20 protein-coding genes and 1 tRNA gene are annotated in these 25,134 nt (G+C 66.9%); 5 read left to right on the top strand and 16 right to left on the bottom strand.

Annotated elements, in window-relative coordinates; all coding sequences use genetic code 11:
• The first annotated feature begins 146 nt into the window (after window positions 1-146).
• Entirely contained in the window at window positions 147-887 is a 741-nt protein-coding gene (locus P3L51_RS23170) for a PspA/IM30 family protein (protein WP_354607212.1), read from the top strand.
• An 83-nt stretch (window positions 888-970) separates the two neighbouring features.
• Here P3L51_RS23170 and P3L51_RS23165 read toward each other — a convergent pair whose 3' ends face one another.
• The 6 genes from P3L51_RS23165 to P3L51_RS23140 form a co-directional block, all read right to left on the bottom strand.
• Complete coding sequence (locus tag P3L51_RS23165) at window positions 971-3,529, bottom strand: SpoIIE family protein phosphatase (RefSeq protein ID WP_354607211.1); 2,559 nt, start codon at window positions 3,527-3,529, stop codon at window positions 971-973.
• Window positions 3,530-3,675: 146 nt separating this feature from the next.
• Window positions 3,676-4,101, bottom strand: a complete 426-nt coding sequence (locus P3L51_RS23160) for an ATP-binding protein (RefSeq protein WP_354607210.1) — start codon at window positions 4,099-4,101, stop codon at window positions 3,676-3,678.
• Between the two features lie 89 nt (window positions 4,102-4,190).
• A complete protein-coding gene (locus tag P3L51_RS23155) occupies window positions 4,191-4,610 on the bottom strand; it encodes an NUDIX hydrolase (protein WP_354607209.1) in 420 nt (139 codons plus the stop codon).
• Between the two features lie 65 nt (window positions 4,611-4,675).
• Window positions 4,676-4,855 carry an SPOR domain-containing protein gene (locus P3L51_RS23150; protein ID WP_354607208.1) on the bottom strand — a complete coding sequence of 60 codons (180 nt, stop codon included), beginning with the start codon at window positions 4,853-4,855 and terminating at the stop codon, window positions 4,676-4,678.
• Window positions 4,856-5,123: 268 nt separating this feature from the next.
• On the bottom strand, window positions 5,124-5,876 hold the full coding sequence (locus P3L51_RS23145; protein WP_354607207.1) for a GntR family transcriptional regulator: 753 nt from the start codon (window positions 5,874-5,876) through the stop codon (window positions 5,124-5,126).
• Between the two features lie 177 nt (window positions 5,877-6,053).
• Complete coding sequence (locus P3L51_RS23140; protein WP_354607206.1) at window positions 6,054-6,536, bottom strand: cupin domain-containing protein; 483 nt, start codon at window positions 6,534-6,536, stop codon at window positions 6,054-6,056.
• A gap of 542 nt (window positions 6,537-7,078) precedes the next feature.
• Here P3L51_RS23140 and P3L51_RS23135 point away from each other — a divergent pair.
• Window positions 7,079-7,151: transfer RNA gene (locus P3L51_RS23135), tRNA-Arg, on the top strand.
• Between the two features lie 94 nt (window positions 7,152-7,245).
• Here the strand turns inward: P3L51_RS23135 and P3L51_RS23130 are convergent.
• The 7 genes from P3L51_RS23130 to P3L51_RS23100 all read right to left on the bottom strand — a co-directional run bounded on the left by P3L51_RS23130 (window position 7,246) and on the right by P3L51_RS23100 (window position 18,627).
• The gene (locus P3L51_RS23130; protein WP_354607205.1) at window positions 7,246-8,439 is read right to left on the bottom strand and encodes a restriction endonuclease subunit S domain-containing protein; all 1,194 of its coding nucleotides are present in this window, start codon (window positions 8,437-8,439) and stop codon (window positions 7,246-7,248) included.
• Window positions 8,420-9,619, bottom strand: coding sequence for an N-6 DNA methylase (locus P3L51_RS23125; protein ID WP_354607204.1), 1,200 nt, complete (start codon window positions 9,617-9,619; stop codon window positions 8,420-8,422). The genes P3L51_RS23130 and P3L51_RS23125 overlap by 20 nt, the downstream gene beginning before the upstream one ends.
• A 194-nt stretch (window positions 9,620-9,813) precedes the next feature.
• On the bottom strand, window positions 9,814-9,999 hold the full coding sequence (locus P3L51_RS23120; RefSeq protein ID WP_052577077.1) for a hypothetical protein: 186 nt from the start codon (window positions 9,997-9,999) through the stop codon (window positions 9,814-9,816).
• Between the two features lie 219 nt (window positions 10,000-10,218).
• On the bottom strand, window positions 10,219-13,542 hold the full coding sequence (locus tag P3L51_RS23115; RefSeq protein WP_354607203.1) for a type I restriction endonuclease subunit R: 3,324 nt from the start codon (window positions 13,540-13,542) through the stop codon (window positions 10,219-10,221).
• On the bottom strand, window positions 13,539-14,858 hold the full coding sequence (locus P3L51_RS23110; protein WP_354607202.1) for a restriction endonuclease subunit S: 1,320 nt from the start codon (window positions 14,856-14,858) through the stop codon (window positions 13,539-13,541). The genes P3L51_RS23115 and P3L51_RS23110 overlap by 4 nt, the downstream gene beginning before the upstream one ends.
• Entirely contained in the window at window positions 14,806-16,443 is a 1,638-nt protein-coding gene (locus tag P3L51_RS23105; protein WP_354607201.1) for a class I SAM-dependent DNA methyltransferase, read from the bottom strand. The genes P3L51_RS23110 and P3L51_RS23105 overlap by 53 nt, the downstream gene beginning before the upstream one ends.
• A gap of 36 nt (window positions 16,444-16,479) precedes the next feature.
• Window positions 16,480-18,627 carry a hypothetical protein gene (locus tag P3L51_RS23100; RefSeq protein WP_354607200.1) on the bottom strand — a complete coding sequence of 716 codons (2,148 nt, stop codon included), beginning with the start codon at window positions 18,625-18,627 and terminating at the stop codon, window positions 16,480-16,482.
• A gap of 351 nt (window positions 18,628-18,978) precedes the next feature.
• Between P3L51_RS23100 and P3L51_RS23095 the strand changes: the two genes are divergently transcribed.
• Together P3L51_RS23095 and P3L51_RS23090 are read left to right on the top strand one after the other, a co-directional pair.
• Window positions 18,979-20,727, top strand: coding sequence for a DUF6119 family protein (locus P3L51_RS23095; RefSeq protein WP_354607199.1), 1,749 nt, complete (start codon window positions 18,979-18,981; stop codon window positions 20,725-20,727).
• Between the two features lie 139 nt (window positions 20,728-20,866).
• Window positions 20,867-22,258: a hypothetical protein gene (locus tag P3L51_RS23090; RefSeq protein WP_354607198.1), complete on the top strand. Its 1,392-nt coding sequence runs from the start codon at window positions 20,867-20,869 to the stop codon at window positions 22,256-22,258.
• Window positions 22,259-22,274: 16 nt separating this feature from the next.
• Here the strand turns inward: P3L51_RS23090 and P3L51_RS23085 are convergent, their stop codons facing one another.
• The 3 genes from P3L51_RS23085 to ychF all read right to left on the bottom strand — a co-directional run bounded on the left by P3L51_RS23085 (window position 22,275) and on the right by ychF (window position 24,321).
• On the bottom strand, window positions 22,275-22,688 hold the full coding sequence (locus P3L51_RS23085) for a PIN domain-containing protein (RefSeq protein ID WP_037661709.1): 414 nt from the start codon (window positions 22,686-22,688) through the stop codon (window positions 22,275-22,277).
• A complete protein-coding gene (locus tag P3L51_RS23080) occupies window positions 22,670-22,954 on the bottom strand; it encodes a hypothetical protein (RefSeq protein ID WP_354607197.1) in 285 nt (94 codons plus the stop codon). The genes P3L51_RS23085 and P3L51_RS23080 overlap by 19 nt, the downstream gene beginning before the upstream one ends.
• Window positions 22,955-23,232: 278 nt before the next feature.
• Window positions 23,233-24,321 (bottom strand): redox-regulated ATPase YchF, encoded by a 1,089-nt coding sequence (ychF, locus tag P3L51_RS23075; RefSeq protein ID WP_354607196.1) that lies wholly within the window; start codon window positions 24,319-24,321, stop codon window positions 23,233-23,235.
• A gap of 226 nt (window positions 24,322-24,547) precedes the next feature.
• Between ychF and P3L51_RS23070 the strand changes: the two genes are divergently transcribed.
• A partial coding sequence (locus P3L51_RS23070) for a DUF6542 domain-containing protein (RefSeq protein ID WP_354607195.1) occupies window positions 24,548-25,134 on the top strand: 587 nt, incomplete at its 3' end.

Here is a 25,134-nt window from a genome sequence, read left to right as displayed (position 1 = left end):
GGGAGATGTGTATAAGAGACAGGGGGTGGGGACTTTGGCGGGGGTTTCGGCGGTGGTCATGGGGGTGGCCGTGGCGCTGGTCCTGGCAGTTTCGGCGGCGGTGGCACTCGCGGCCGGATGGGCGGCCGGTTCTGACGCGATTCCCCTTGTCCATCAGGCGAAGAAGGAGCAGCACGCCGACGAAGCAGACCATTGCCGGCCGTGTCGCCCCGCTGGCGAAGGCCACCATCAACGACTTGCTGGACCAGGCCGAGGATCCGCAGAAGATGCTCGACCAGCTCCTCCGCGACTACACGAACAACATCGCGGAGGGGGAGGAGGCGGTCGCCGCCACGATCGGGAATCTGCGCCTGCGGGAGCTGGACCACCAGGAGGATGCGGACGCGGCCCGGGAGCGGGGCGAGAAGGCCCTTGCCGCAAGCAGGAAAGCCGACAAATCACGCTCGGGCGGCCGGAGCGAGGACGGGGACACGTTCGACAGCTTGGCCAAGGTGGCGCTCGGCCGACAGCTCCAGTCGGCGAGCGAGGCGAAGACCGCCGAGCCCACGATCGCGTCCCGGACGGAGGTCGTCGCGAAGCTCAAGGCCGGGCTGGACCAGCTGACGACCAAGCTGACGCAGTCGCGGTCGAAGCGCGACAAGTCGGTGGCCCGGACCAAGTCCGCCCAGGCGCGGAATCAGACGATGGACGCGGTCAAGAACAGCGATGTGCTGGATCCGACGAGCGAACTGGGCCGGTTCGAGGAGAAAGCGCGGCGGGAGGAGGCGGGAGCGACGGGCAAGCAGGAGCTGGCCGACTCGCCGCTGGACGCCCGGTTCGCGCAGTTGGAGAGCCTCGGGGACCCGGCGGAGATCGAGGCACGGCCGACCGCGCTGACGAGCGCCTGACTCCCCTGCCGCTGCCGCCGGGCATGGTGGGCCCGGTCCGACCGACCCGTTCTTGTGGGCCGGCCGACGAGGACGGTCCCGAGTCAGAACATGCTGAGGAGCTGTTCGACGGTGGGCTCCGTCGTCGAGTCCCCGTCGGGCAGGGCGAGTTCGAACCAGACCGTTTTGCCGCGCGGGGTGCGGCGCGATCCCCAGGCCGCGCTGAGCAGCCCGACGAGCTGGAGTCCACGCCCACCCTCGTCGGTGTCGCGCGCCCGTCGCCTGCGCGGCTGTACGAGGCCCGCGTCCCACACCTCGCAGACGAGTGTGCGGTCGCGGAGCAGCCGCAGCCTGATCTCACCCTCGCCGTAGCGCATGGCGTTGGTGACCAGCTCGCTGACAAGCAGTTCGACGGTGTCCACCAGCGGTTCGAGGCCCCAGGAGTGGAGCTGGGCGCGGGCGACCTCACGGGCGCGGCCGACGGAACGTGGCTCGCGCGGCAGTTGCCAGTCCCCGACGGCATCGGCGGGCAGCCCCTGAATGCGGGCCATCAGCAGCGCGATGTCGTCCTCACCGTGCCGGGTGTCGAGCGTGTTGAGTACGTGGTCGCAGACGTCTTCCAGGGGCCGTACGGGATTGGTGAGCGCCCGGCGGAAGGCCGTCAGCCCTTCGTCGATCGGATGGTCACGGGATTCGACGAGACCATCCGTGTAGAGCGCGAGCAGTGCGTCTTCGGCAAGTTCGACCTCGACCTGCTCGAACGGCTCTCCGCCGACTCCGAGGGGCATCCCGGGCGGTACGTCGAGGAGGAGCGCCTCCTCGCCGGGTTCGACGAGCACCGGAGGGGGATGTCCGGCGTTGGCGAAGGTGCAACGGCGGGTGACCGGGTCGTAGACGGCGTAGACGCAGGTCGCGAGATACACCTCGGACAGGTCGGCGTCCCGCGACTTGTGGGCGACACGCGAGGCCTGCTGGGCACCGCTCGGTGTGCCGAGACCGCGGGCGATCTCGTCCAGTGCGGACAGGACCTCGGCGGGTTCCAGGTCGAGCAGCGCCAGGGTGCGTACGGCCGTGCGCAGTTCACCCATGGCGACGGCGGCGCGCAGCCCCCGCCCCATGACGTCACCGACGACCAGCGCGGTCCGGTGGCCGGGCAGTTCGATGACGTCGAACCAGTCGCCGCCGACCTCGGTGGCGGTGTTGCCCGGCAGATAGCGGCAGGCGATGTCCAGCCCTGCGGCCTCGGGGTCGCCCGGTGGGAGCAGACTGCGCTGCAGTATCAGCGCGCGTTCGTGCTCCCTCCGGTAGAGGCGGGCGTTGTCGATACAGACGGCGGCGCGTGCCGCGAGTTCCACGGCGAGGGCGCGGTCCCGTTCCCCGAAGGGCTCGCTGCCCTTGGTCCTGGAGAACTGGGCGAGTCCGACGACGGTGTCGTGCGCGACCATCGGTACGGCGAAGGTGGACTGGATGAGGCTGCCTGGTCCGCCGGGCACCGTCTGGACCCGGGCGGTGCGCAAGGCGTTCGCGCAGGGCGAGTTGAAGGGATACCGGTGGACGGCGCCGGCCGCGGGGGGCTCGACCGCGCCTTCGCCCGTCAGGTCCGCTCCGAGCAGGGGTGCGTCGGCGACGGCGCTGGCGACGGCTACGCGTCGCAGGGTGGCGCTGCCGCCGCCGGACTCGGAGCCGGAGGAGCCGCCGCGTCCGGGCGGGGCCTCGTCCCCGGTGAGCAGCCCCTGGTAGAGGTCGACGGACGCGAGGTCGCAGAAGCCGGGGACGGCGACGTCGAGGAGTTCCTTGGCGGTGGTCTCCAGGTCGAGGGAGTTGCCTATGCGGGCGCTCGCCTCGTTGAGGATCGCGAGGTTGCGGCGGGCGCTCGCGGCCTCACGTGCGGCGATCTGACGGCGTGTGACGTCGCTGCCGAGCCCGGCGACTCCGATGGTGCGGCCGGCTCCACTGAGCACGCGGTACAGGTTGACCGACCAGTGCCGGCGTTCCTTGCCGCCGGGGGCGACGCCGACTATCTGGATGTCGGTGGCGGATTCGCCGGTCTCCAGGACCCGCTTGAGCGAGGCGTTCAACCGATCTGCCTCGGGACGGGAGAGATAGTCGTGGACCGTGCGTCCGCGGTGCTCGTCCGCCGTGCCCCCGAAGACCGAGGCGAAGCGCTGGTTGGCCCGCTGGACGGTGAGGTCCGTACCGAACAGCACGAAGCCAAAGGGAGATTGGCCGAAAATGGCCTGCGACGAGGCGAGTTCCGTCTCGATCTGACGCAGTGCGCGGACGTCCACGACGATGCAGAGCGCGGCCCGTTCGCCGTTCTCGGTCTCACTGGGCATCACATAGACCTCGGCGAGGCCGTGAAGCCCACGTTCGCCGGGCACCTGGAACGGGACGAGCCCGGTCCACTCCTTGCCGTCGAGGATCTCGGCGATCCTGCTGTGCCCTCGCGTACGCAGGTCGGAGGGCACGAACACCTCGACCGGGTCCTTGCCCCTGACCTCCTCGGGAGTGATCCCGAACAGCTCAGCGGCTCGCAGACTCCACTGGTCGACCAGCCCGTCGGGGCCGATCGAGAAGGAAGCGACCCTTATGTAGTCATAGATCGAGCCGGGCGGACTGCTCTGCCACACGACGTCGTCCGCCGTTCCAGGTATCTCGCTCACGCGACCGTCCCCTCCAGCTCACGCACCGGACCGGCCATCCCCGCAGTATTCAGCACTACGGCCCTGACCGGTACGGCGTTCACGATCACAGCACAGTCTCGTTCTTTTTGAGCCGAGACCTACGTGATCGTTGTCCCTCCACACTCCTAACCAGGGAGCGGCAGCTCGAACCACACCGTCTTACCCGTATTCCCCCGGCGTGTACCCCAGCGTCGCGCGGAGCAAGCGACAAGCTGGAGCCCACGGCCCCCTTCGTCATCAGGGCCGGGGGACCGTGCGGTCGGCGGATCGGGGAGCGGATCGGACACCTCCACCAGCAGCGCGGTACCGGTGAGGTCCGCAGGGCCTACGGGAACAACAGCCAGCCTGACACCGATCGGCCCCCGTGTGTACTGCAGGGAATTGGTGACCAGTTCGCTGACCAGCAGGACGGCCGTATCGCGAACGGAGTGGTCGAGACGCCAGACCCCGAGGGCGTCGCGTACCGCGTGGCGTGCGGTTCGTACGGCATCCGGCTCGGCAGGGAAGGTCCACTCGGCGTAGGTGCTCTCCGCCTTGATCAAGCCGACCACTTCCCCAGACTGACAGCAGGCCCATGCCCTTTATAGGGGGGTTGGTCAGCACATACCCGTAATCCGAGAAGAATTATCTTGACGGAGGTTCATGTCAGCTCGCCCGATGCCCTGAGATCGTCGAAGAGAAGCTGGTCGACGGGGGCCACCCGGCCCCGGTCGCCGTAGGAGAGCCAGCGGATCTCCTCGATCTCGTTGCTGGCAGCCGGCGTACCCCGGTAGTCGCCGGAGTAACAACTCATCCGGACGAGGACACCGTCGGGCTGACCGTGGGCCTGGGCCTCGTACGTACCCAGATGGGCCGTCGTGGCCGGAAGGACGGCCACAGCCAGTTCCTCCTCGACCTCGCGCAGCAGGGTCTCCAGATCGGTCTCCGCGCCTTCGCGCTTGCCGCCGGGGATGTAGAAGACATCCTTCCCGCGGGAACGCGCGCAGAGGATCCGGCCCTGCTCCACTCGGACCCACGCGACCGTGTCGATCAAGACCGTTGCAGCTCCGCCGTCACTCATGTGCCGGAGCGTAACCTGGTCGACGGCGTGCACTCCACGAGGGGCACGGTCCTCGGTCGGCGAGCTCAGCGGCTGGTCTGCTGCAAGCGCTCGACCCAGTAGAGCTGCTCGTGCCCCTTGGCGTCGAGGCTGTCGGCCGTCCTCTGGGCCTCGTCCTTGGTGGCGTACCTGCCCACGCGATACCGGTTTCCGTTGTCGTCCTGACGTATGACCAGCCAGGGCAGCACAGCTCCGCTGTCGGTCATCGTGCCCCTCCCACCAACGGCCCGCACCACTCGGACGACCTCCTGGAAACCCCGATCCGCATATGCCCGAGCCTACGCCTGACCTTCACTCAGCGGATGCGCGTTTGTACAAAGAGGTACACATCTGGCCAAGAAGATTCGGAGCCTCCGAGGGCACGCAGATGTGAATACCCGCCATCTCCCCGCGTATGACGTCCTGTTGGGGCCGCACATCGCCACCCCTGGACGGATGAGGCGATGCTTCGGTCAGCCGGTCCTCACCGGACCGTCATCTGACCGGAAGGTGATAGGCGATGCGATAGCGGTCCGCCGGAACGACCATGTCCGCCGTTTCGACCGCGCGGCCGGACGCGTAGTACGTCCGCTCCAGGACCATCACGACATGACCGGGCACTCCGCCGAGCGACAGGAGCTCCTCCGCCAGCCCCGGGCGCGCACCGACCTCCTCCACCACGTTGTCCACCACGACACCGATGGCCGCCATCCGTTCCACGACCCCGCACCCGCCGAGCGGCCCCTCCTCGGGAAGCATCACCGGCGTGCGCCCCGTGACCTCCAGGGGCTCCCAGGAGGTGGAGAGCATCATCGGCTCCCCCGCGTCCCTGAAGACGTAGCGCGTACGCATCGCCGGGTCGCCCGGTTGTATCCCGAGCCGCGTGGCGATCTCCGGCGCCACCTCGTCCCGGTCGCTCCTCGACTCCCACGTACCGCGCACCCCGTCCTCGGTCTGCTCCTGCCGGAAGGGGTTGGCACCGGACGACGGCCGGTAGCCGGAACGGGCGATGCGGCGCGGGACGGGCCGCTCCCGGACGTAGGTGCCCGACCCGGAACGCCCCTCTACGAGCCCTTCCGCCATCAGCACCTTGCGGGCTTCCAGCGCGACTGTGTCCGAGACCCCGTACTCCTCACGGATACGGGCCTGCGACGGCAGCCGGGTGTGCGGCGGCAGAGCGCCATCGACGATCTTCCGCCGAAGATCACTGGCGACACGCAGATAGGCCGGCTGCTCACCGAATGCCACAGGGCCACTCCCAACAGGTTGACAGACAGCAACACCCTGGCAACCGTTGGTTGTTGACCGCAAGCATGGGCCATGGGTTCACCCGAAGTAGTAACGAGGGGTGTACGCAGGCACTTTGCCGCAGATACGGCTCCGCCGACAACGGCTCGACCGACACCGCCCGTTGAACGGTGTCCCTCAGTCCACCCAGTAGGTGTCGTGCTTGATGAAGAACGCCGTGCGCTCCTCGTCCGTCATCCGCCCGACCGTGGAGACCTTCTCGAAGTACTCCTCGCGCGGTGCTCCCGGCGCGAACAGGATGAGCGTGGAGGCGGGCGCGTCCGAGTCGTTGCGAAAACCGTGCAGCCCGCCCGGCGGCACGTACAGGAAGTCGCCCTTCTCCGCGTCGATCCAGCGCTCACCGTCGTACAGCCGGACCACGCCCTCCAGGATGTAGAACGACTCCGAGATCGTCTTGTGGAAATGAGTGCTCGGGCCACCGCCCTTGGGCACCATGTCCATCCGGTAGAGCCCGAACTCCCCGCCGGTCGACACACCGGACGCCACGAAGTGCGTCTCGGCCCCCGACGGCGACCGCACGTCGGCAGGGGTACTCGCGGGCCGGAAAACCGCGTTGACCTCGCCCTTGTCCCCGTGGTGACGGGGCTCCGGATAGGACATGTGCGCACTCCCTCAGGACGACGAACGCGTGACGGACCGGTCACACCGACAGCCATCATGCCCAGCGCGAGCCGGCCGGGCGACAACAGCCGGGCAGCCCACCCAGCCGTTCGCCTCCCGCGCCATCCGTTCGGTTCCGGAAACGCCCGTCAGACGTTGAAGCGGAACTCCACCACAAGGCTGTGACCTGCGGAAATACAGGCACATCCCAGCACCATCCCAGCACGGGATGCGCGACAAAGTACAAGAAGACCGAAGATCGCCAACGCTACCCGGCAACGCCCGCACATGCCTGAAGTCTGCGGAACTTCTACACACGCCACATCAGGCTCGTACCACCGCGCCAAACCTCGCAGAGCAGCACAGCGCTCACGCTCGCTCGCGGTCTCCCCGGACGCCGGCGGCCAGCTCCGACACCTGGCCGCCGCCCAGAATGCAAGTCCAAACCCCGGAGCCGGCGCGAGCGTCCATAGATCCCGTATACCCCCCCCCGGTTTGGCGGGGCATAGTCAGAAGCTTCCGCGCTGTCCCAGGCCAGCCTGCATAGCCCAGCGGATGGAGCAGGCGCCTTCTAAGCGCTTGGCCGCAGGTTCGAGTCCTGTCGGGGGTGCCCCAAACATGGCTGGTCAGGTGCGCGCGGTACTGCGCCGTTCGTTCAGAGCGTTGGATTCCGTGCTCCAGAGAGGGGCAACGTGGATCAGCTCGGCATTCAGCTGGCCGAAGTGAGACGCGCCAGGCCCCCCTTCTCCAGCTCGTGCACCACCAGCTCCTCCATCACGTGTCGCTCCCTGGCGGAGGCGTAGGCGAGGTCGTGAAGGGCAGCAGCACGCCTGGCGAAGTCCCGCCTCACCGCATCGGTCGGCCATGGGATCTTGTAACGGGAAAAGTCCTTGCGCCTCATCGCGCGAGCCTGCTCACCCTGCGTAACGGCCGTCAACTCCCGCCTCCGGTAACGCAGCGAGTGCAACAACCACATCCGATCGACCTCGGACTCCGTGTAAATCGCGAGCGTCCGCCGACCTGGCACTACAGGGGTAGTAGTGAGCACGGTCCGCACCTCCCCGGGACGGGGCGCGATCAAGAGGCTGCCGGACGGGCATACACTCTCCGCTTGCGCCACGGTGCGTGAAGTCACTGCACCCAGATGTACTGTCCTGCAGTTCAGTACTTCGCGGGGAGACACCCACGGCATAGCCGACTGCTCGCTGTCGGGCGCAGACTGTGCCACACCAGCCGTAATCTGACCCACCTCGCCCACTGCGCGCTCGGTATCCGGACCTTGTCCGCACGTTTGCAGCGCCTCGATGAAATGCGCATCCGCTAGTTCCGTCGCGCAATCCACAATCTGGGTGTTCAACGCATTCTTGCGCTCGGCAAGCGAGATCAGCGAAAGCAGTCTCTCCCGCACTGGCTTTGGAGGCACTGGCACGGGAAGTCGGTTGAGTGCCTGCAGGGGCAAGGTCATGTGCTCGGCGTTCGACGAGGACAGCGTGAGATAGCTGTGGCTCTGTGAGGTCTTCAGCCACCATCGAAGCCACAGATCCCATTGTTGGGCGCGGCCCTCTGGTGTCCAGCGGACGACCGCGAGCGACCTGGCGACATTCCATCCTGCGTGCTCCTCCCCTGCTACCGCCGCCTCCCCCACGCGCCCCACGAGGACGACAAGGAGGTCCCTAGGTCTCAGCGTGCTGCGTGGGTGGCGTCTGGCCACGTCGGGAGGCACAAATGTGAACTCCTGGACGTGTACATCTCCTTCGACAATCTCTGTGGCGCGGAGCATAGGGATTCCATCGGATGCCTTCTGCTGTCGCGCAATTCCGTAGGCGGCGTACTCGACCCCTGGGAACTGACGCAACTCAACGACGGGCCACGGAGCGGGGAAATCATCCAGTTCTGTAGTCATGCCTGCTCTCCAGCGCATCACGGACTCGTTGCCTGGCTGCGGCGCTACAGTCCATGCACTCATACAGCTCAGCTTTCCGGTTCCGGTCTCCGTCTCTTGAATGCAGCTGCGCGGTGCTCCCGTTCTGTACGTAGCGTGCGGGAGTCAGGTCGAAGCCCGCATCAGCGATTTCCTCAAGACTCGCCGCACGGCACCATGGAGCGGATTCGGGAGCGCCCTCGTCCTCACAGCGCCGGAGGCCCTGCCACTCACCGAAGATCTGCAGAAGGCGGTCGACCGAGTCCTGGTCGAAAATGCGCCGTGACCCGTCCCTCGCTGTCGGCAGTTTTCCTGCATCCGCGAACAGGACCCGATGGGTGTTCGGCCGCTCCCCTTTGGCGAGCAGCCACAGCGTCATGCTCGTGCTGGTGTGTGGAAAGAGCCATGCCGGCAGAGCCACGACGCCTACAACCAGACCGTTTTCGAGCAACCTGCGACGGATCAGTCCGTCGGTGCTATTGCTGCTGTGGGCTGCTCCGGGGGAGAGCAGGACAACGGCCCGCCCTTGCGGCGTCAGGTCGGCAAGAATGTGCTGGACCCAGGCGAAGTTCGCGTTGCCCGACCGTGGTACCTCCAGGGTCCACCGTCTGTCGTCCTTGAGTTCGCCATGCCCCCAATCTCGCAGGTTCACAGGAGGGTTGGCGACGATCACGTCGGCCGGTTCCGGCGACGTCCCAGCCCGAAGGCTGTCAGCTTCTCCCTTGCCGAGGTCGGCACGGAATCCGTGCAGGGCAAGGTTGACGGCCGCGGCATAGCGTGCCGTCGGATTGAGATCCGCTCCGGACAAGCGCACCTCGCCGCCTTGGGTGCGAGCCCGGTAGGCGGCGGCTCGCAGTAGTCGCCCGCTTCCGCACACCGGATCCCGAACCACCTCGCCTCCTCGGGGAGCGGCCAGTCCTGCGAAGAGGTACGCCAGATCATTCGGCGTGAAGTAGTCACCGCCGCGCGAATAGCGCGTCGAGTACATGTCGAGCAACACATCGAAGAGCCCCACGTCGGGCTCCAGCCGCCGAACCTCCACGATCAGCTCGTGGAGAGCCGGATCGATGAGCTCGAAGGGACGGCTCACGCCTTCGTCGCGGCACGCGGGCAGGTTGTAAGTACGAGCGACGGGCGTACGCGGCCAGATCGCATTCAGCATCGCACCCGCGGACCCCGAGCCGGGTCGCCACGGGCGCCCCGGCTCCACTGCTGCTCCATGGCTGGACCAGCAGTGGAGGTAGACCACTTGAAAGGCGAGTCGGTACGTCGTCTCGGCATCAGTCGTGCTGCGCAGCTTCCCAACGGCCAGTAGCACTCGCCGGTACTTCAGGCGCTCCCCTCGCTCCTTCGGGATCACGACGACATCAGCCACGTAACAGTGGCCAGTCCGATGAGCATGGCGACTCCACAGGCACCACCGCCGTACTTGACAGCTGTGACAATCTTCCCCGCGCCCGCAAACTCGAGAATGCCTGCCACGAGCCCCACCACCACAGACGCCAGGACGACCACCATCAACAGCAGCGCTCTCTGCGACATGCCCTAACTCCCCCAGACTGCTCTACCGTTCTGCGGACCGTTCCGCGGACTCGAAAGTAGCGGCCGGGAGCTCTCCGCGTCGCGCAGCACTGGAATTTGCTTTTGAGCAAGGGGAGCGGACACGTCCGATGCCGGTCTCAACACGGGGCATCCAACTGGGCAGAGAACCGCCGCGCCAAGCAAGCGCTGTGCTGGGGCAAGGAGCCATACGGACGAGGGCTATGCGTCGGCGGCCGAGCCGTCCTGGGACCACCGGTCAGCGAAGTGCTCCATCTGACGGATCACCAGCTTGATCGCGTCCTCCGACTGCTCCGGCGGGTAGCCGTGGCGAGCCAGGAGGCGCTTGATGGTGGCCCGGAGTTTGGCGCGGACGGGTTCGCGGGCGATCCAGTCCTTCTTGAGGTTCTTGCGGACCTGGACGACGAGATCCCGGGCGATACCAGAGAGGATCTCGTCGCTCATGAGGTCGCGAGCGCTGCCGAGGTCGGCGACCGCGTCGTAGAAGGCGAGTTCGTCATCACCCAGCGGCGGGGTGAACTTCTCGCCACGCCGGGCGTCCTCGGCGACTGTCCTGGCCAGTTCCACCAGCTGGGCGATGATCTCGGCACTGGTGAGCTGCTGCCGCATGTAGCGGGCCATCAGATCCTGGAGGCGTTCCGAGAACGCGGTCTGGCGGACGATGTTGTGCCGGGTCTGCTCTCGCATCTTCTGCTCAACCAGGCGGCGCAGGGCTTCGGCGGCCAGGTGCGGGGTTTCGCTGTTCTGCAGGCGGCCGACGAGTGCGTCGTTGAGGTGGGTGAGGTCGGCCTTGTCCAGTCCGGCCTCGGAGAAGAGATCAGTGACGCCGCCGGTCTCCACGACGGCTGAGGTGAGCTGCGAGAGGTAGAGGGCGACGTCGCGGGCTACAGGCAGACCCTGGGCCTCACGGTCCATGGCATCGAGTTTCGCCATGTACGTACGGACCTCGACGAGGAACTGGATGTCGCGCTTCCAGTACGGCTGGTCAGTGAACCGGGAGGAGATGTCGGCGGAGGAACCGGCCAGGGCGAAGAATCGTTCCAGGCGGTAGCCGTGTTCACGGAAGCGGCGGCTGAGGGTTTGGTTCGGGTCGTCGAGCTGGTCGGGGTTGTTGCCCGGGGTGGCGGGGCTTCGGAGGTACTCGGCCGTGGTGTAGGCCGCCTTGATGAATGCCTTCGGGTCGGGGCGGGAGAGGCGTTCGCGCCAGTTCCAGCCGAGGAGCATCTGATCGAGGATGTCGTACTCGTTGCGTAGTTCGTCCAGGGCGCGGTCGATGTCCTGGCCGAGAGTCTGGTCCGCTTGGTCGTCGGCAGAGTACTCAGCGATGGCCTTCTGGAGATTCTCGGTGAGCGGCGCGTAGCCGACGAGGAGGCCGTCCTCCTTCTTGCGGAAGCGGCGGTTGACGCGGGCGAGGGCCTGCATCAGGCCGGCGCCGCGCAGCGGCCGGTCCAGGTACATAGTGTGGATGGCCGGCGCGTCGAAGCCGGTCAGGAGCATGTTGTTGACGACGAGGAGCTGGAGTTCGTCCTCGGGGTCCTTGGCACGGTTGATGACGGCCTTGCGCTGGGAGTCGCGCAGGGCGTGGGCGCGTAGCTCCTTGTTGTCCTTGCGGGAGTCCGAGGAGTAGACGATCTTCATGGCGCCGGTGGTGGGGTCGTCCGTGTGCCAGTCGGGGCGCAGTTCACGCAGGGCGTCGTAGACGAGGACGCAAATCTCGCGGGTGGCGCAGACGAGCATCGCCTTACCGGGGGCTCCGCCGGGTGCGTCGTCGGCGTCCGCGACGAACGGCAGCATCGCCGCGCGGCGCGCTTCCCAGTGCTCGACCAGGTCCTGGGTCAGGTCGCGTATCCGGGCGGGGGCGCCGTACATGGCGTTCATGGTGGCGACGGCCTGCTCGACGCGGGTGCGCTCGGTGTCGTCCAGGCCGTCGGTGATGCGGTCGGCCTCGGTGTCGATGGTGGTGGGGTCGACGTCGTGGTCGAGGACGAGCTGGACGACGCGGCTCTCGTGGTACACCTTCACGGTCGCGCCGTCGTCGGCGGCCCGCTTGAGGTCGTAGGTGTCGATGTAGTCGCCGAAGACCTCGCGGGTGTTGCGGTCGGCCTCGGAGATCGGGGTGCCAGTGAAGGCGAGCAGCGTGGCGTGCGGGAGCGCGTCGCGCAGGTGGCGGGCGTAGCCGTCGAGGTGGTCGTAGTGGCTGCGGTGGGCCTCGTCGACCACGACGACGATGTTGCGCCGCTCGGAGAGGAGCGGGTGGTCGGTCCCGGATTCCTTCTCCTGCTTGGTACGGCCGAACTTCTGCAGGGTGGTGAAGAGGATGCCGCCGGTGCGCTTGGCGGCGAGCTCTTCTCGGAGTTCGGAGCGGTTGAGGAACTGGTGGGGCTGTTCCGGGAGGACCTCGCTCTCCTTGAACGTGTCGAAGAGCTGGTCGTCGAGGTCGGTGCGGTCGGTGACGACCACCACGGTGGGGTTGTGCAGGGCGGGGTCGCGCATGACGAGGTTGGTGGTCAGCACCATCTCCTCGGACTTGCCCGAGCCCTGCGTGTGCCAGACCACACCGGCCTTGCCGTCGGTCGCGGCGGCGCGGCGTACGGCGTCGGCGGCGCGGGTGACCGCGAAGTACTGGTGGGGCTTCGCGATGCGCTTCATGCGCTTGGCTGGCACGAAGTTGATGAAGGACCGGACCAGGGCGAGGAAACGGGGCTGGGTGAACAGGCCGTGCAGGGCGAGGTCCTGGCCAGTCGGGATGTCGACATCAGCGTGGACGGCGGCAGCGTCCACGGTGTCCACGCGGGCGCCGAACTCGTCGGTGTTCCACAGGGCGAAGTGCTCGTACGGGGTGAAGGGAGTGCCGTATTTGGCGGTGATCCCGTCGGAGAGCAGCACGACCGCGTTGTAGCGGAAGGCGGTCGGGAACTCCTCGACGTAGTGCCGGATCTGGGTGTGCGCGGCGGCGAGGGTGGCGTTCGGGTCGCCGGCCCGCTTGAGCTCGATGACGGCGAGTGGGAGGCCGTTGACGTACAGGACGAGGTCGAAGCGGCGGTTGCGCTCGCCGTTGATCACGGTCACCTGACGGACGGCGCGGTACGTGTTCGCGTCCGCGTTCTCCAGGTCGACGATCCGGACGGTCGGTGTGTGCTCGGCGCCGAGTGCGTCGGTGTACGTGACGGAGTGGACGCCGTCGGTCAGGTAGCCGTGCGCGGTCCGGTTCTCCTCGTACGTGTCCTGGGAGGCCGGGGTCGCGGCGGTCGCGAGGGCCTCACGGACCGCCTCCAGGGGGAGGGCGGGGTTGAGCCGCTCGATGGCATCGCAGAGATCGGAGTAGAGGATCAGGTCGTCCCAGGAACGGCGGTGACCGGAGCCGGGGGCGAGCTCGTTGCCCTCGGCCTTCGGCCAGTCGAACTCCAGGAGCTCTTCGAGGGCGAGTAGCTCCCAGTCGAGTTCGAGGGGGCGGAAGTTGCCGGGGGTCGGAGTGCCGGGAGTGGGGGTGTCGCTGCTGCCATTGTCGTTCCCGTGCGTGGTCATACGTGGTCCTCGACAATCTTCTCGGCATCCTTGACGCGGAGGCGGCCGGACATGAGCTGGGGGAGGAGGGTATCTCGGAGCACAGAAAGAGTCTCAGATTCCTTCTCGGAAGCGTCGGCACGCTTCAGCAGCGGACGCATTTTCGCAGTAACACGGTCAACTAGATCTTCGCCGGGCGGGACGAATTCATACGAGGGAACCGCCTTTACACTCAGGTGGAGAACCGTGGTTCCGTTACTGAACCCCAGGGCGTGGTTTCGAAAATCTTCCCTGCTCAGCAAAGCCAGAAGATACTCGTTCGTGAGAAGTCGAGAAGGCCGCACAATCGCAAGGTCTAGACTCGCGACGTGAACTTCAGGGCCAACCTCTGGAACGCGAACAGGCCGAGCAAGAACCTCCGCCTTCTGCGTGAGGTCCGTATGGGCAACCACCACTTCCCCGCTCCCCAGGCGTTGCTGCGGTTTGAAATCTCCGGCAAACCGCTTGAGTCCCGAAGGTCGATACGAGCCGTCTCGCCCAATGCTCTTGAGCGATACGAGCCACTGAGCGCCGTGCCCAACATCTGCACTCTTATACGAGTTTCCCTTCACTAGCGACACATAAGCACCGAGAGAGGCCGATTCGCCACGGATCTGTGAAATCTGCCGCTTTCCAATACTCACAGCCAAGCTTCTTGCAACTGTCGCAATGCGCTCATTGACGGCGATCTTGTCGTCCAGCGCCCCCAAAATCGAAGAAATAGCCTCCTGCTCCCTCACCGCAGGAACCGGAACTGCCATACCGCGCACAGTAGGCAAGTTGATTCGTGGGGCTCCAGACCCTTCGCGCATTCCAGAAATGAAGTCCCGGACGAATCTCGAATTGAGCCAATACTTCAAGAACCGAAAGTTTAGGAGGTCCTGGTCCGGCCGGATTAGTACCATCCTCTGCCCCATGCAAATCTCGACATCCTCAGGGATCTCCGCCGCGATGCCGTGGTAACTCCCCTCGCGACTGTACAGCAAATCACCATGCGCGGGGATCGCCCGACGCACTCTATCCAGATAGGTAGTACGCGAGACTTGAGCCATTCCGTTAAGCGATAGCGCCCCATCAGGAAAATCCTGGGTGCGCGCGAGGTATGGACCGTCATCGGTCAGATCCGGAGTTGAATGCGGACAATCATAGATTCCCTCGCAAAGAACATTTAGCGACTTCCAGTCCCAACCAGCTGGAACGCGGGGAAAGTCAAGCGGCACACGTACACCATTCACGGAAATCTCGTCATTCACCGCTGAGAGCTCCCAGCTGCTCGCGTACTTTGCTAGCCAGTTCATCAGACTTATCGAAGAGTTCGTACAGCTCTTCGGTCAGCCGCGAGATCTTCTCTGCAACCGCCTCGGCATCCTCTTCCTCCGCCTCGGTCGTCCCGACGTACCTCCCAGGCGTCAGCGCGTAACCGTGCTCCTGGACCGTCTTCAGGTTCGCGCTCGCGCAGAACCCCGGCACGTCCTCGTACACCTCCCCCGCGTCCTTCGCGCTCGTTGTCCCGCGCCACGCGTGGTACGTCCTCGCGATCTTCGCGAGGTCGGCCTCCGTCAGCACCCGCTCAGTACGGTCAACCATCTCGCCCATGTCCCGGGCATCGATGAACAGAATCTCGCCCCGGCGATCCGCAGCCGCGACCTTCTGCCCCTTCACACCCCCAGGCGACTTGTCCTTCGCCAGGAACCAGAGACAAGCCGGGATCGCCGTCGTCCGGAACAGCTGCGCCGGCAGCGCGACCATGCACGCCACCATGTCCCCGTCCACCAGCGCCTGCCGGATCTCCCCCTCCCCGCTCTGCTGGCTGCTCATCGAGCCATTGGCGAGGACGACGCCCGCTGTTCCCCGCTCCCCCAGCTTGCTGATCATGTGCTGGAGCCAGGCGTAGTTGGCGTTGCCCTTCGGCGGGACGCCGTACTTCCACCGCGAATCCGACTCGTTGCGCGCCCAGTCCTTGATGTTGAAGGGTGGGTTGGCCATGACGTAGTCGGCCTTGAGGTCCGAGTGCTTGTCGTCGGCGAAAGTGTCGCCCCAGCGGGCGGCGAGGTTGCCGTCGATGCCGTGGATGGCGAGGTTCATCTTGGCCAGGCGCCAGGTGCGTTCGTTGAGCTCCTGGCCGTAGACGGAGATGTCAGCCTTGTGGCCGCGGCCACGGTGGGCCTCGATGAACTTGGCGGCCTGGACGAACATGCCGCCCGAGCCGCAGGCCGGGTCGTACACGCGGCCCTCGTACGGCTCCAGGACCTCCACCAGCAGGCGGACGACACTGCTCGGGGTGTAGAACTCGCCGCCCCGCTTGCCCTCCGCCCGCGCGAAGTTGCCGAGGAAGTACTCGTAGACCTCACCGAGGACATCCTGGGCAGGCTTGTCGTCGCTGCCGCCGAAGCGGGCGTCGGTGATGAGATCGACGAGTTCGGCCAGACGCTTCTTGTCGACGTTGTCCTTGTTGAAGATCTTGGGGAGGACGCCGGTCAGTGAAGGGTTGGCCTTCATGATGGCGTCCATCGCCTGGTCGAGGACCTCGCCGACGTTGCCGCTCTTGGCGTTGGCAGAGATCGAGGACCAGCGGGCGCCCTCGGGGACCCAGAAGACGTGATGCCCGGTGTACTCGTCCTGGTCCTCCAGGAACTCCTCCAGACGGTCTTCCGCGATGCCCTCCTCCGCAAGCTCCTTGGCGAGCTGCTCGCGGCGCTCCTCGAAGGCGTCGGAGACGTACTTGAGGAAGATCAGTCCGAGGACGAATTCCTTGTACTGGTTGGCGTCCATGGAGCCGCGCAGCTTGTCGGCGGCCTTCCAGAGGATGGCCTGAATCTCCTTGGGCGTTGAGGCGGTGAACAACTCCGCCTGGTCGGCGGGCTTCTTCTTCCGGGGAGGCATGGGCGCTCGGGTCTCCTTCAAGAGTCGGACGAGAGATCAGACGAGAGGGGGTTCGGTGAGGGTCAGCGTGCCGTCGACGAGGCCGGCGGCGGTCAGGGAAGTCAGGTCGTCGAGGGCCGCCGCGTGCTGGCGCAGCAGGGCCGTACGGCGGGCGATGTCTGCCAGGAGCGCGTCGTACCGCTCGGCCTCGTCGCCGGGGAGGTCGGGGATGAGGAGGTCCTCTATGCGGCGGGCGGAGCGGACCGCGCCACTCACCCGCCGGTGTTCGGCCGCCGCCGAGCGCAGGAGCGCTGCCAGGACACGGGGCCGTACGGGATGCTCAGCGTCGGCTCGTACGCGCAGGACGCGAGCAGGGAAGGCGACCACGGACAGGCCCTCGTCGTCGACGTACGCGCCGAAGCTCGGGGTGGCGGTGACGACGATGTCGCCGGGTTCGGTGAAGTAGGCGTGCTCGTAGGTGTTGAGCAGTACGGCGCGGTCTATGCGGTGACTGTCGACTGGCGCGCTGCCCGTGATCTCGGCCGCGGTGAGGACGGTGTAGTGGCCCTTGCCTCCGGTGAGGAGGTGTTCGGCGGCGATGCGGTGGCCAGGCAGTCGGCGCAGGCGGCGGTCCTTGAGCAGGCGGGCCACGGTAGTACGGCGGGCCGGCTGGTCGTCGGGGCGCAGGACGGCGTTGGCGCGGATCGTTGGCGCCTGGTCGAGTGCCCTACGGGTGGCGTCGATCAGCTGCTGGAGGCGGAGTTCGGTCTCGGAGATGCGGGCCGGGCGTTCGACGACGGTGTGGGTGTAGCGGTCGGCGTGCGAGCGGTGCTGCGGGGTGAACGCAGTGCCCGGTGCGCCGGTCAGGGCGGTGGCCGGGACGATGACGGCGTTGCGCGGTTCGTGACGGCCGTCCGACCGCCAGCCGGCGTCACGGAAGATGTCGATGTCCTCGGCCAGCGTGTCCAGGGCCTGCGCGGTAAGGGTGCGTGAGGAGAGGTCGGCGAGGAGGACCTGGCCGGTGCGCTGTGCTTCGGGGGTGCGGTGCAGGACCCAGACCGCGGTGCGGTGGGCCGGGCGGAAAGGGAGTACGCCTTCGGGGAGGCTGATCGCGGCCTTTAGGAGGTGTTGTTCCAGGAAGCCCCGGCGCAGGCGGTCTGCTTCCCCGCGTGCGGGCAGGGGGCGGACGAGCGCATCGGCGGGGCCCAGGACGATGGCCGTGCAGTCCTCGGCGATGAGGTCGGTGAGGTCCTCCAGGTTCTGCAGGACGGCGAGCGAGCTGCGGGTCTCGGCCGCCTCGTAGGGGAGGGCACAAACGACGACGTGCGGGTCTCCCCAGTCGTCCGTGGCCAGTTCCTCGCCGTCCACGAGGTCCATCTCGTACTCCTGGACGCCTTGGGCCATGAGGCGGCGGCGGGCGAGCCGGGCTAGGTCCGGCATCGGATCCGCGGAGAGGAAGAAGGGCATGCCCTCGGCGTCGGACACTGCTTCGCGCAGGGCGACCAGCAGATCTCCGCTCCTGGGGTACAGGACGGCGGCCGTCGCCCCTTGCTCGCGCTCGTTCAGACGCGCGATGCCGGACAGGTGGGCCATCGCCCGACTCACCAGCGGAACCGGTTCGTCGGCGGCGAGGTCGTCGCAGCCCAGGCGGCGGCGCGCGTCCATGACCCCTTCGAGCGCGTCGGCCGGGGTGTAGGCGGCCTCGGTGAGGTGGTCGGCGAGTACAGCGAGCAGAGGGCCCTGACGTTCAGCGTCCGGCAGGTCGCGCAGTTCTTTGTGGAGGTAGGTGTCCTCGAAGTCGGTCTCCGAGGCGCGCTCCAGGATCGTGCGCCACGGCAGCTCGGAGAGCGGTTCGTCGAGGAGCTGGCGCAGGCAGAGCAGCGCGGTCACCGTGTCGACCAGCGTGCGGGCAGGGATCGTGCGCCGCCAGGCGGACAGGGTGTGCAGCACCCACTCCGCCTGAATCTGGTCGGAGCCAGCATTGCCGCGGCCGGTGGACAGCAGCCATTCGGCGACTGCGCCGCCGTCGAAGAGCGGGCTGACTCCCTCGTATGCGACGGGCTCAGGGAAGTCCGCGTGCCGGCGCACCCAGGTGGTAACAACGGGCCGTTGGACCTGGGCCAAGTTCCCGATTTCGGCGTAACTGATCCGCCAGGAGGTCTCCTCCGGCAGGATGGGAGCGGTTGCCTCACGTGTGCCGGCCATGCGGTTCCGCTCCTTCGTGACGACTGCCTCGTGCTCTCGGTCGAGAACGTTTCTCCCAGTGCACCTCACACGCTACAGCCGCCCGAGCTCTCAGCTTCGCCAGCAGTTGATAACCAGGGTTATCAGGTTCTCGAACAATTTCACCTCTGATCTTCTGGCACCTTCGTCACCATCACCCCGGCACCACCCACCGGGACGCCGGCCCCATACGAGTCTGATCGCACCGGCGTCCTCATCGCCGCACCTCTGCTCCCTTGCACGGCACTCACCCCTGTCCGCCTCGACACCACCCGTCCCGTAAGGCCCCTCGTGTTACCGAACCGCACCGCAACCTCGCCCCAGGAGACCTCTGTGTCCAGCACCGCGTCGAAGCGCACCCTGTACCGCCTGACCCACGTCAAGGCGATCCCTGAGTCGATGCTCGAAGCCCTCGACGTCGACGCCCTCGACACCTTGGACGCTGTCGTGCGCGACGTCAGCGATCACACGGGAGTTCCCGCCCTCGCGGTGTCCTTCGCCGTAGCGAAGGAGGAAGCCGCCTGGGGCAAGGATGTCCTCCGGCTCGCCGGCGAATCGGACTTGCTGCAGAGCGAGCAGCGCACCGGCGCACTGCTCGTGCTCGCCGTCGACGACGTGGTGTACGCGATCGGCTTCGACCAGGGCTACCGGCTTCTCCCCACCCAGCTCAAGGACGCGCACTTCGGTCTGTCCTTCGGCATCCGCGCCATCAACCCGCGTCAGGTGCGGGACTTCACCGCCAGCGTCCTCGGCCAGGCGCGCATCGACAGTTCCCTGATCCCTGCCGGCGCCTCCGTACCGGCACTCGGACTCCGGGACCACGGGCGGATCATCCGCCACCTCGGCGGCTACCTCGACGAAGTCGACCTCACCGCAGGGAGCGGCACCAGGAACGGGGCCATGACCGCGGAGGGCGGCATCGGTCTCCGTATCAAACTCGGCACCACCCCCGCCACACTGATCAAGGACATCCGCGCCATCGCCGCGATCTGCGAGCACGTCGTTCCCCACCCCGACCTGGCCTTCGTCGAGCACATCACCGCGATCAAGGACCCTTCCCTCATCGACGCGCTCGACGCGGAACTGGACGCCACGCTCGGCCGTCCCGCAGACGGCCGGGTCGTCAGCGCTGTCCCCTTCTCCCAGAGCGCCGACCTGTCCCGGTCCACCGCCTGCACCATCAAGATCGGATCCTGCCCGCCCCACCTCCAGGACGAGTTCAGTCTCGACTACGTCCTGGAGCGGGCCCGCGTGATCAAGGCAGGCACACGCGTCAAGGCCCTCCGACAGGGCGCCGTCGAACTGTTCCGCGACACGCTCGCCGCGCGGACCGCACTCGCCCCTCGCACCGCTTCCCTCGAAGCCCTGTCCAAGGAATCCGCCATGAAGTGGATCGAGGCCACCTTCTCCCTCGACTCCCGCACGTTCTGCCTGCTCGACGATGAGTGGTACGAGCTCGGGGCGGGCTACCTGCGCAACGTCAGCGAGACCGTGGCCCCGTTGTTCCCCGACGCGCCCTCCGTCGACCTCCCCCGCTGGCCGCTCGTCGAGAAGCTGAACAGGAAGGGTATCCGCGTGATGCGTCCCGTAGACGAAGGCGACTACAACAAGCTGGCCGCCCAGGCCCGCCGCGGCTGGGTCTGCCTGGACAAGAAGAATGTCCACAACCCCTTTCGGGCGAGCAACTCCGTCGAGATCTGCGACCTGTTCACCGAGGACGACACTCTTGTCCTCGTGAAGCCCGCGCACTCCTCTAGCCCGCTGAGTCACCTGTTCAGCCAGGCGCGCGTCTCCGTTGAGCTCCTCTTCGAGAACGCGGCCGTACGCGCGGAGTTCGCCCGGTCCGTACACGTCAACAGCGATCCGGCCCGCAGCATCCCCGAGGACTTCACCCCGCGCCGCGTCGTCTTCGCGATCCTTCTGAAGGACGGAGCCAAGCTCACGCCGGACTCCCTCTTCCCGTTCTCCGCCATCACCCTGGCCCAGACCGCGAAGGCTCTCGCCGCTCGCGGCGTGACCATCGAAGTCATCGGCATCGAAAGCGAGTCGGCCCAGTCCGCCATGCGCGACGAGGCTGCGTAGCCGCCCGGGACTCTCGCCGTAAACACGCCCTCTATATCTCTCATCCGAACGAGGAGTCCTTTCAACAACCCAGAATTCCCGCAAGGGCAGCGGGCATCGTCTCCGGGGGCGGGGCACCCAGGGAACGGCGGGAGGCTACATGGAACAGGCCCTCAACAAGCGGCAGCAGGCCGTGCTCGACTGGGTGGGCCAGGGGTGTCCCGACGGAGTCTGGCCGGACAGCACGTACAAGACCAGCGGACAAGCCCTGCAGAACCGAGGGCTCATCAAGGTCACCAAACGTCGCCGGCATCGGAGCGCTCACCTCACCGAGAAGGGGCGGCAGCATCTCATCGAACGCGGCATCCACCCCGTGGAGCAGAGCACCCGACCGCCGGAGCGCCCCGCCCGAAAACCGGCACCGCCGCGCCCCCGAGCCGTGCCGAAGGCCCTTGCGAACTACGCGGACCAGCTACTCGATGAACTGGCCGTTGCGAACGACGGCTGTCTCATCAAGCCCATCGAATCCGGCCCGCAGGCGGTGAATTGGGCGTCGCGGGTCAACGCCGCCCGCAAGTCCGGCAAGATCCCCCACACGCAGGAACTCCACGGATACCGCACCCGCTGTGGCTACGAGGTCAAGCTGGTCGACATCCCTGCCTGGCGACTCGCGGAACTCACCCCGCTCCCTGTGCCAGCCAGACTCACCAAACCCCATGCCGTCGTGGCCGCCCTCCAAACGCAGCCGCAGCCCATGGGCCTGACCAAACCCCTCCAGGGCCGAGCCCTGCGCATCATCCAAACCCTCATCGCCGCCACCACAGCCCAAGGCCACAAGGCATCGCTCGGAACCACACAAGGCGCGCCCCCGCCCCATCGGCGCCGCAAGGCACCACCGCACTTCTCCATCACCGCCCAAGGCGAAAGTGTCGGATTCCTCGTCCTCCAAGAACAGGACCGCAGCGAACACGTCCCCACAGACAAGGAACTGGCCGACGCCAAGAAGTACTCATGGATGCGCATCCCCCGCTTCGACTACACCTCCTCCAGCCGGCTGCGTTTCATACTCCGCGGCGGCAGCCCGCACCGTGCAAGCGAATGGGCAGATCTCCCCGACCGGCCTCTGGAAGAACAACTCGCCGAGATCGTGCAGGAGGTCAGCCTCCGTGGCGAAGCCGCGGAGCGCAAACGCCTCGCGGACCAGAAAGCCAGAGAGGTAGAGCGAAAGCGCTGGGAAGCCGCCATGCAGGAAGCCCACGCCGCCTACGCCCACGCCTACCGCGTCAAATACCTCGGAGAACAGGCAGACACCTGGTACCAGGCCAGCCGCCTGACTGAATACGTCGCAGCAGTAGGCGTCCATGCCACATCACTTCCGCCCGGGCAGAAGCGGACCGAGGTCGAGGCGTGGCTCGCGTTCGCGGACGCGCACCTCCGAAACCTCACCGAATCGGCCTCAGCGCCGAAACTGCCCACGCCACCGAAACCCAGCGGCGACGACCTCAAGCCCTTCCTCGGTCACTGGAGCCCCTACGGACCCCGCTCCTACTGAGCCGGACCAAGGGAAATCACACCGCCACGAGCCGGACCCGCTCGCCGCACAACTTGGCCATGTCGTCAATATCGGAAGTCAGCATGACCACGGGGCGGTGCTGTCGCAGCGCGGCCTCGGCAACGGCCGCATCGATCGCGTACTTGTGTCCGTGCAACCCGGCATTCATCAGCAACTTCGAGGCAGCCCTCGCCTCTTCGTCACCGACCGGGACGACCCGCAGCCCGGAAAGCACCCAGTTCAGGCGGGACTTGTTCGTACGCGCGTGGACGGCCTCGATGATGGTGAGCGCACTGATCACGACCTCCATACCGCGCGACCGCGCCTCAGCGATCAGGGCCACCACCTGCTCTTCGTCAGCGAGCAGCTTCGAGAGTCCCTCGCTGTCGAGGACCAGCGTCCCCTCGTGACTCAGCCTGCGGCGGGCCACTCGGCCTCCTCGGCGAACACCTCGTCGAAGACCTGCCGCGCCCGCTGACGAACCGGCTCGGAGACCGACCCCTTGCGGCTCTCGTAGTCCGCCAGGTACTCGTCCAGGACCTGCCCGCGCAGCTCACGCTCGACCGCCTCGGCGATGAACGCGGAGAACTCCCGCTTGCCCACCCGAGCCCGAATCGCCTCCGCGGTCCCCTCAGCCAGCGACAAGCTCACCCGCGTCGCCGGCCCTTCCCCGATGCTGTACGTCGTCTCAGCCATAACTCGATTGTGTCAAACGAGTAGGAAAAGTGCCACGCCCGCACTACCTTCACACTCGGCCAGCGCCGCTCGCGCCAATCCCAGCACGGGCACCCCCCATCCCATCCCAGCACGATCCCAGCACGGTAAGGATGATCAGGGGTGATGACAGGTGACGAGGGGTGAGCTATCCCAGCACCATCCCAGCACGGGAAAAAACTAAGGGCCCGACCCAGAAGAGTCGGACCCCATCTGACCTGCATGTTTGCCAGATCAGTGACGTGGTGATATGTCAGCCGCTACACGTTGAAGCGGAACTCCACCACGTCGCCGTCCTGCATCACGTAGTCCTTGCCCTCCATGCGGGCCTTGCCCTTGGCGCGGGACTCGGCGACCGAGCCCGCCTCCACCAGGTCGGCGAAGGAGATGACCTCCGCCTTGATGAAGCCCTTCTGGAAGTCGGTGTGGATCACGCCGGCCGCCTCGGGGGCCGTGGCGCCCTGTTTGATCGTCCAGGCGCGGGTCTCCTTCGGGCCTGCCGTGAGGTAGGTCTGAAGGCCCAGGGTCGCGAAGCCGACGCGGCCGAGGGTGGCCAGGCCGGGCTCGTCCTGGCCCATGGACTGGAGCAGTTCCAGTGCCTCGTCGTCGTCCAGTTCGATCAGTTCGGACTCGATCTTGGCGTTCAGGAAGATCGCCTCGGCCGGGGCGACGAGGGCGCGCTGTTCGTTCTTGAAGTCCTCGTCGACCAGTTCGTCCTCGTCGACGTTGAAGACGTACAGGAAGGGCTTGACGGTGAGCAGGTGCAGCTCGTGGAGGAGCCTGCCCTTCTCCGTGCCCGCCGAGATGCCCGCGGCGAAGAGGGTCGTACCGGCTTCGAGGATCTTCTGGGCCTCCTCGACCGCCGCCAGGACGGCGACCTTCTCCTTCTGGAGGCGGGACTCCTTCGTCAGCCGCGGGACGGCCTTCTCGACCGACTGGAGGTCGGCGAGGATCAGCTCCGTGTTGATCGTCTCGATGTCGTCCTTCGGCGAGACCTTGCCGTCGACGTGCACGACGTTCTCGTCCTTGAACGCCCTGATGACCTGGCAGATCGCGTCGGACTCACGGATGTTCGCGAGGAACTTGTTGCCCAGGCCCTCGCCCTCCGACGCGCCGCGCACGATGCCCGCGATGTCGACGAAGTCGACCGTCGCGGGGATGATCTTCTGCGAGTCGAAGATCTTGGCGAGGACGGCCAGGCGCGGGTCGGGGACGCCGACGACGCCGACGTTGGGCTCGATCGTGGCGAACGGGTAGTTGGCCGCCAGCACGTCGTTCTTGGTCAGGGCGTTGAACAGGGTCGACTTGCCGACATTCGGCAGACCGACGATTCCGATCGTGAGCGACACGTTGGCGACTTCCTGAAGTGAGGACTGGCTGAGCCTGAGCGGCCCGGATGCGGGCCGATCCCCCAGTTTACGGGCGGGCCGTCCCCGCGGCCGACGGCAGTCGGTACGGCAGATGGCGGCACCCCTCGGCGCGACACGCCCAGCGTCCGTCGAACGCAACGCCAAGGTCGCCCAAAGGGCGTGTCCATCGCCTGAATCCGACGCCCACGCGACCTAGGTTGTTCCGGTGGAGCAGCACAGGACACGTCCCCCCCAGCGCCGGCCGCGGTCGGCGCAGAGCCCTCTCCGTCCGCAGGGCGCCGTCGCCGAGGCCGTCTACCGGGTCCCCGCGCCGACCGCGCGCAGGGTGCCACCCGTCGTGCTCACCTTGCGCAGACTCCCGAATCCCCGGCTGACCGGACTGGGCGCCGGTCTCTTCGCCGCCGCCACGATGTTCGTCGTCGGATGCCTGGACGAATTGCTGTTCGACGGTGAGCCCCTGGTCTACGGGGTGCTGTTCCTGCCGGTCAGCGCTTTGACCGCGCTCTGGGTGCGGACCGCGGATCTGGTGACCGCCCCGATCAGCGTGCCGATCGCCTTCGCCTTCGGCACCCTCCCGATCTCCGGCGGGACGGCCGGCTTCGGCGGGCAGACGATGGCCGTCGTCACCGCGCTCGCCGTGCAGGCGGGCTGGTTGTACGGCGGCACGCTCGTCGCCGGGGTCATCGCCTCCGTACGGAAGGTCCGCCAGATGGGCCGTCGGCAGCGCGCACGCGACGCGGCCACGCGCGGGGGCGGCGCGGGCCCGGGAGCCGGGGCGAAAGCTGTCTCTTA

Source organism: Streptomyces panacea, assembly GCF_040560175.1.
GTDB classification, from domain to species: Bacteria; Actinomycetota; Actinomycetes; order Streptomycetales; family Streptomycetaceae; genus Streptomyces; species Streptomyces panacea.
Note: the sequence above shows the minus strand (reverse complement) of the source record. Positions and strands in the feature narration are given on the sequence as shown.

Excerpts from the sequence above, each read along its gene's own strand:
- P3L51_RS23155 (WP_354607209.1), bottom strand. The coding sequence starts at position 4,610 with ATGAGTGACGGCGGAGCTGCAACGGTCTTGATCGACACGGTCGCGTGG.
- P3L51_RS23150 (WP_354607208.1), bottom strand. The coding sequence starts at position 4,855 with ATGACCGACAGCGGAGCTGTGCTGCCCTGGCTGGTCATACGTCAGGAC.
- P3L51_RS23140 (WP_354607206.1), bottom strand. The coding sequence starts at position 6,536 with ATGTCCTATCCGGAGCCCCGTCACCACGGGGACAAGGGCGAGGTCAAC.
- P3L51_RS23130 (WP_354607205.1), bottom strand. The coding sequence starts at position 8,439 with ATGACTACAGAACTGGATGATTTCCCCGCTCCGTGGCCCGTCGTTGAG.
- P3L51_RS23125 (WP_354607204.1), bottom strand. The coding sequence starts at position 9,619 with ATGCTGAATGCGATCTGGCCGCGTACGCCCGTCGCTCGTACTTACAAC.
- P3L51_RS23120 (WP_052577077.1), bottom strand. The coding sequence starts at position 9,999 with ATGTCGCAGAGAGCGCTGCTGTTGATGGTGGTCGTCCTGGCGTCTGTG.
- P3L51_RS23115 (WP_354607203.1), bottom strand. The coding sequence starts at position 13,542 with ATGACCACGCACGGGAACGACAATGGCAGCAGCGACACCCCCACTCCC.
- P3L51_RS23110 (WP_354607202.1), bottom strand. The coding sequence starts at position 14,858 with ATGAACTGGCTAGCAAAGTACGCGAGCAGCTGGGAGCTCTCAGCGGTG.
- P3L51_RS23105 (WP_354607201.1), bottom strand. The coding sequence starts at position 16,443 with ATGCCTCCCCGGAAGAAGAAGCCCGCCGACCAGGCGGAGTTGTTCACC.
- P3L51_RS23100 (WP_354607200.1), bottom strand. The coding sequence starts at position 18,627 with ATGGCCGGCACACGTGAGGCAACCGCTCCCATCCTGCCGGAGGAGACC.
- P3L51_RS23090 (WP_354607198.1), top strand. The coding sequence starts at position 20,867 with ATGGAACAGGCCCTCAACAAGCGGCAGCAGGCCGTGCTCGACTGGGTG.
- P3L51_RS23080 (WP_354607197.1), bottom strand. The coding sequence starts at position 22,954 with ATGGCTGAGACGACGTACAGCATCGGGGAAGGGCCGGCGACGCGGGTG.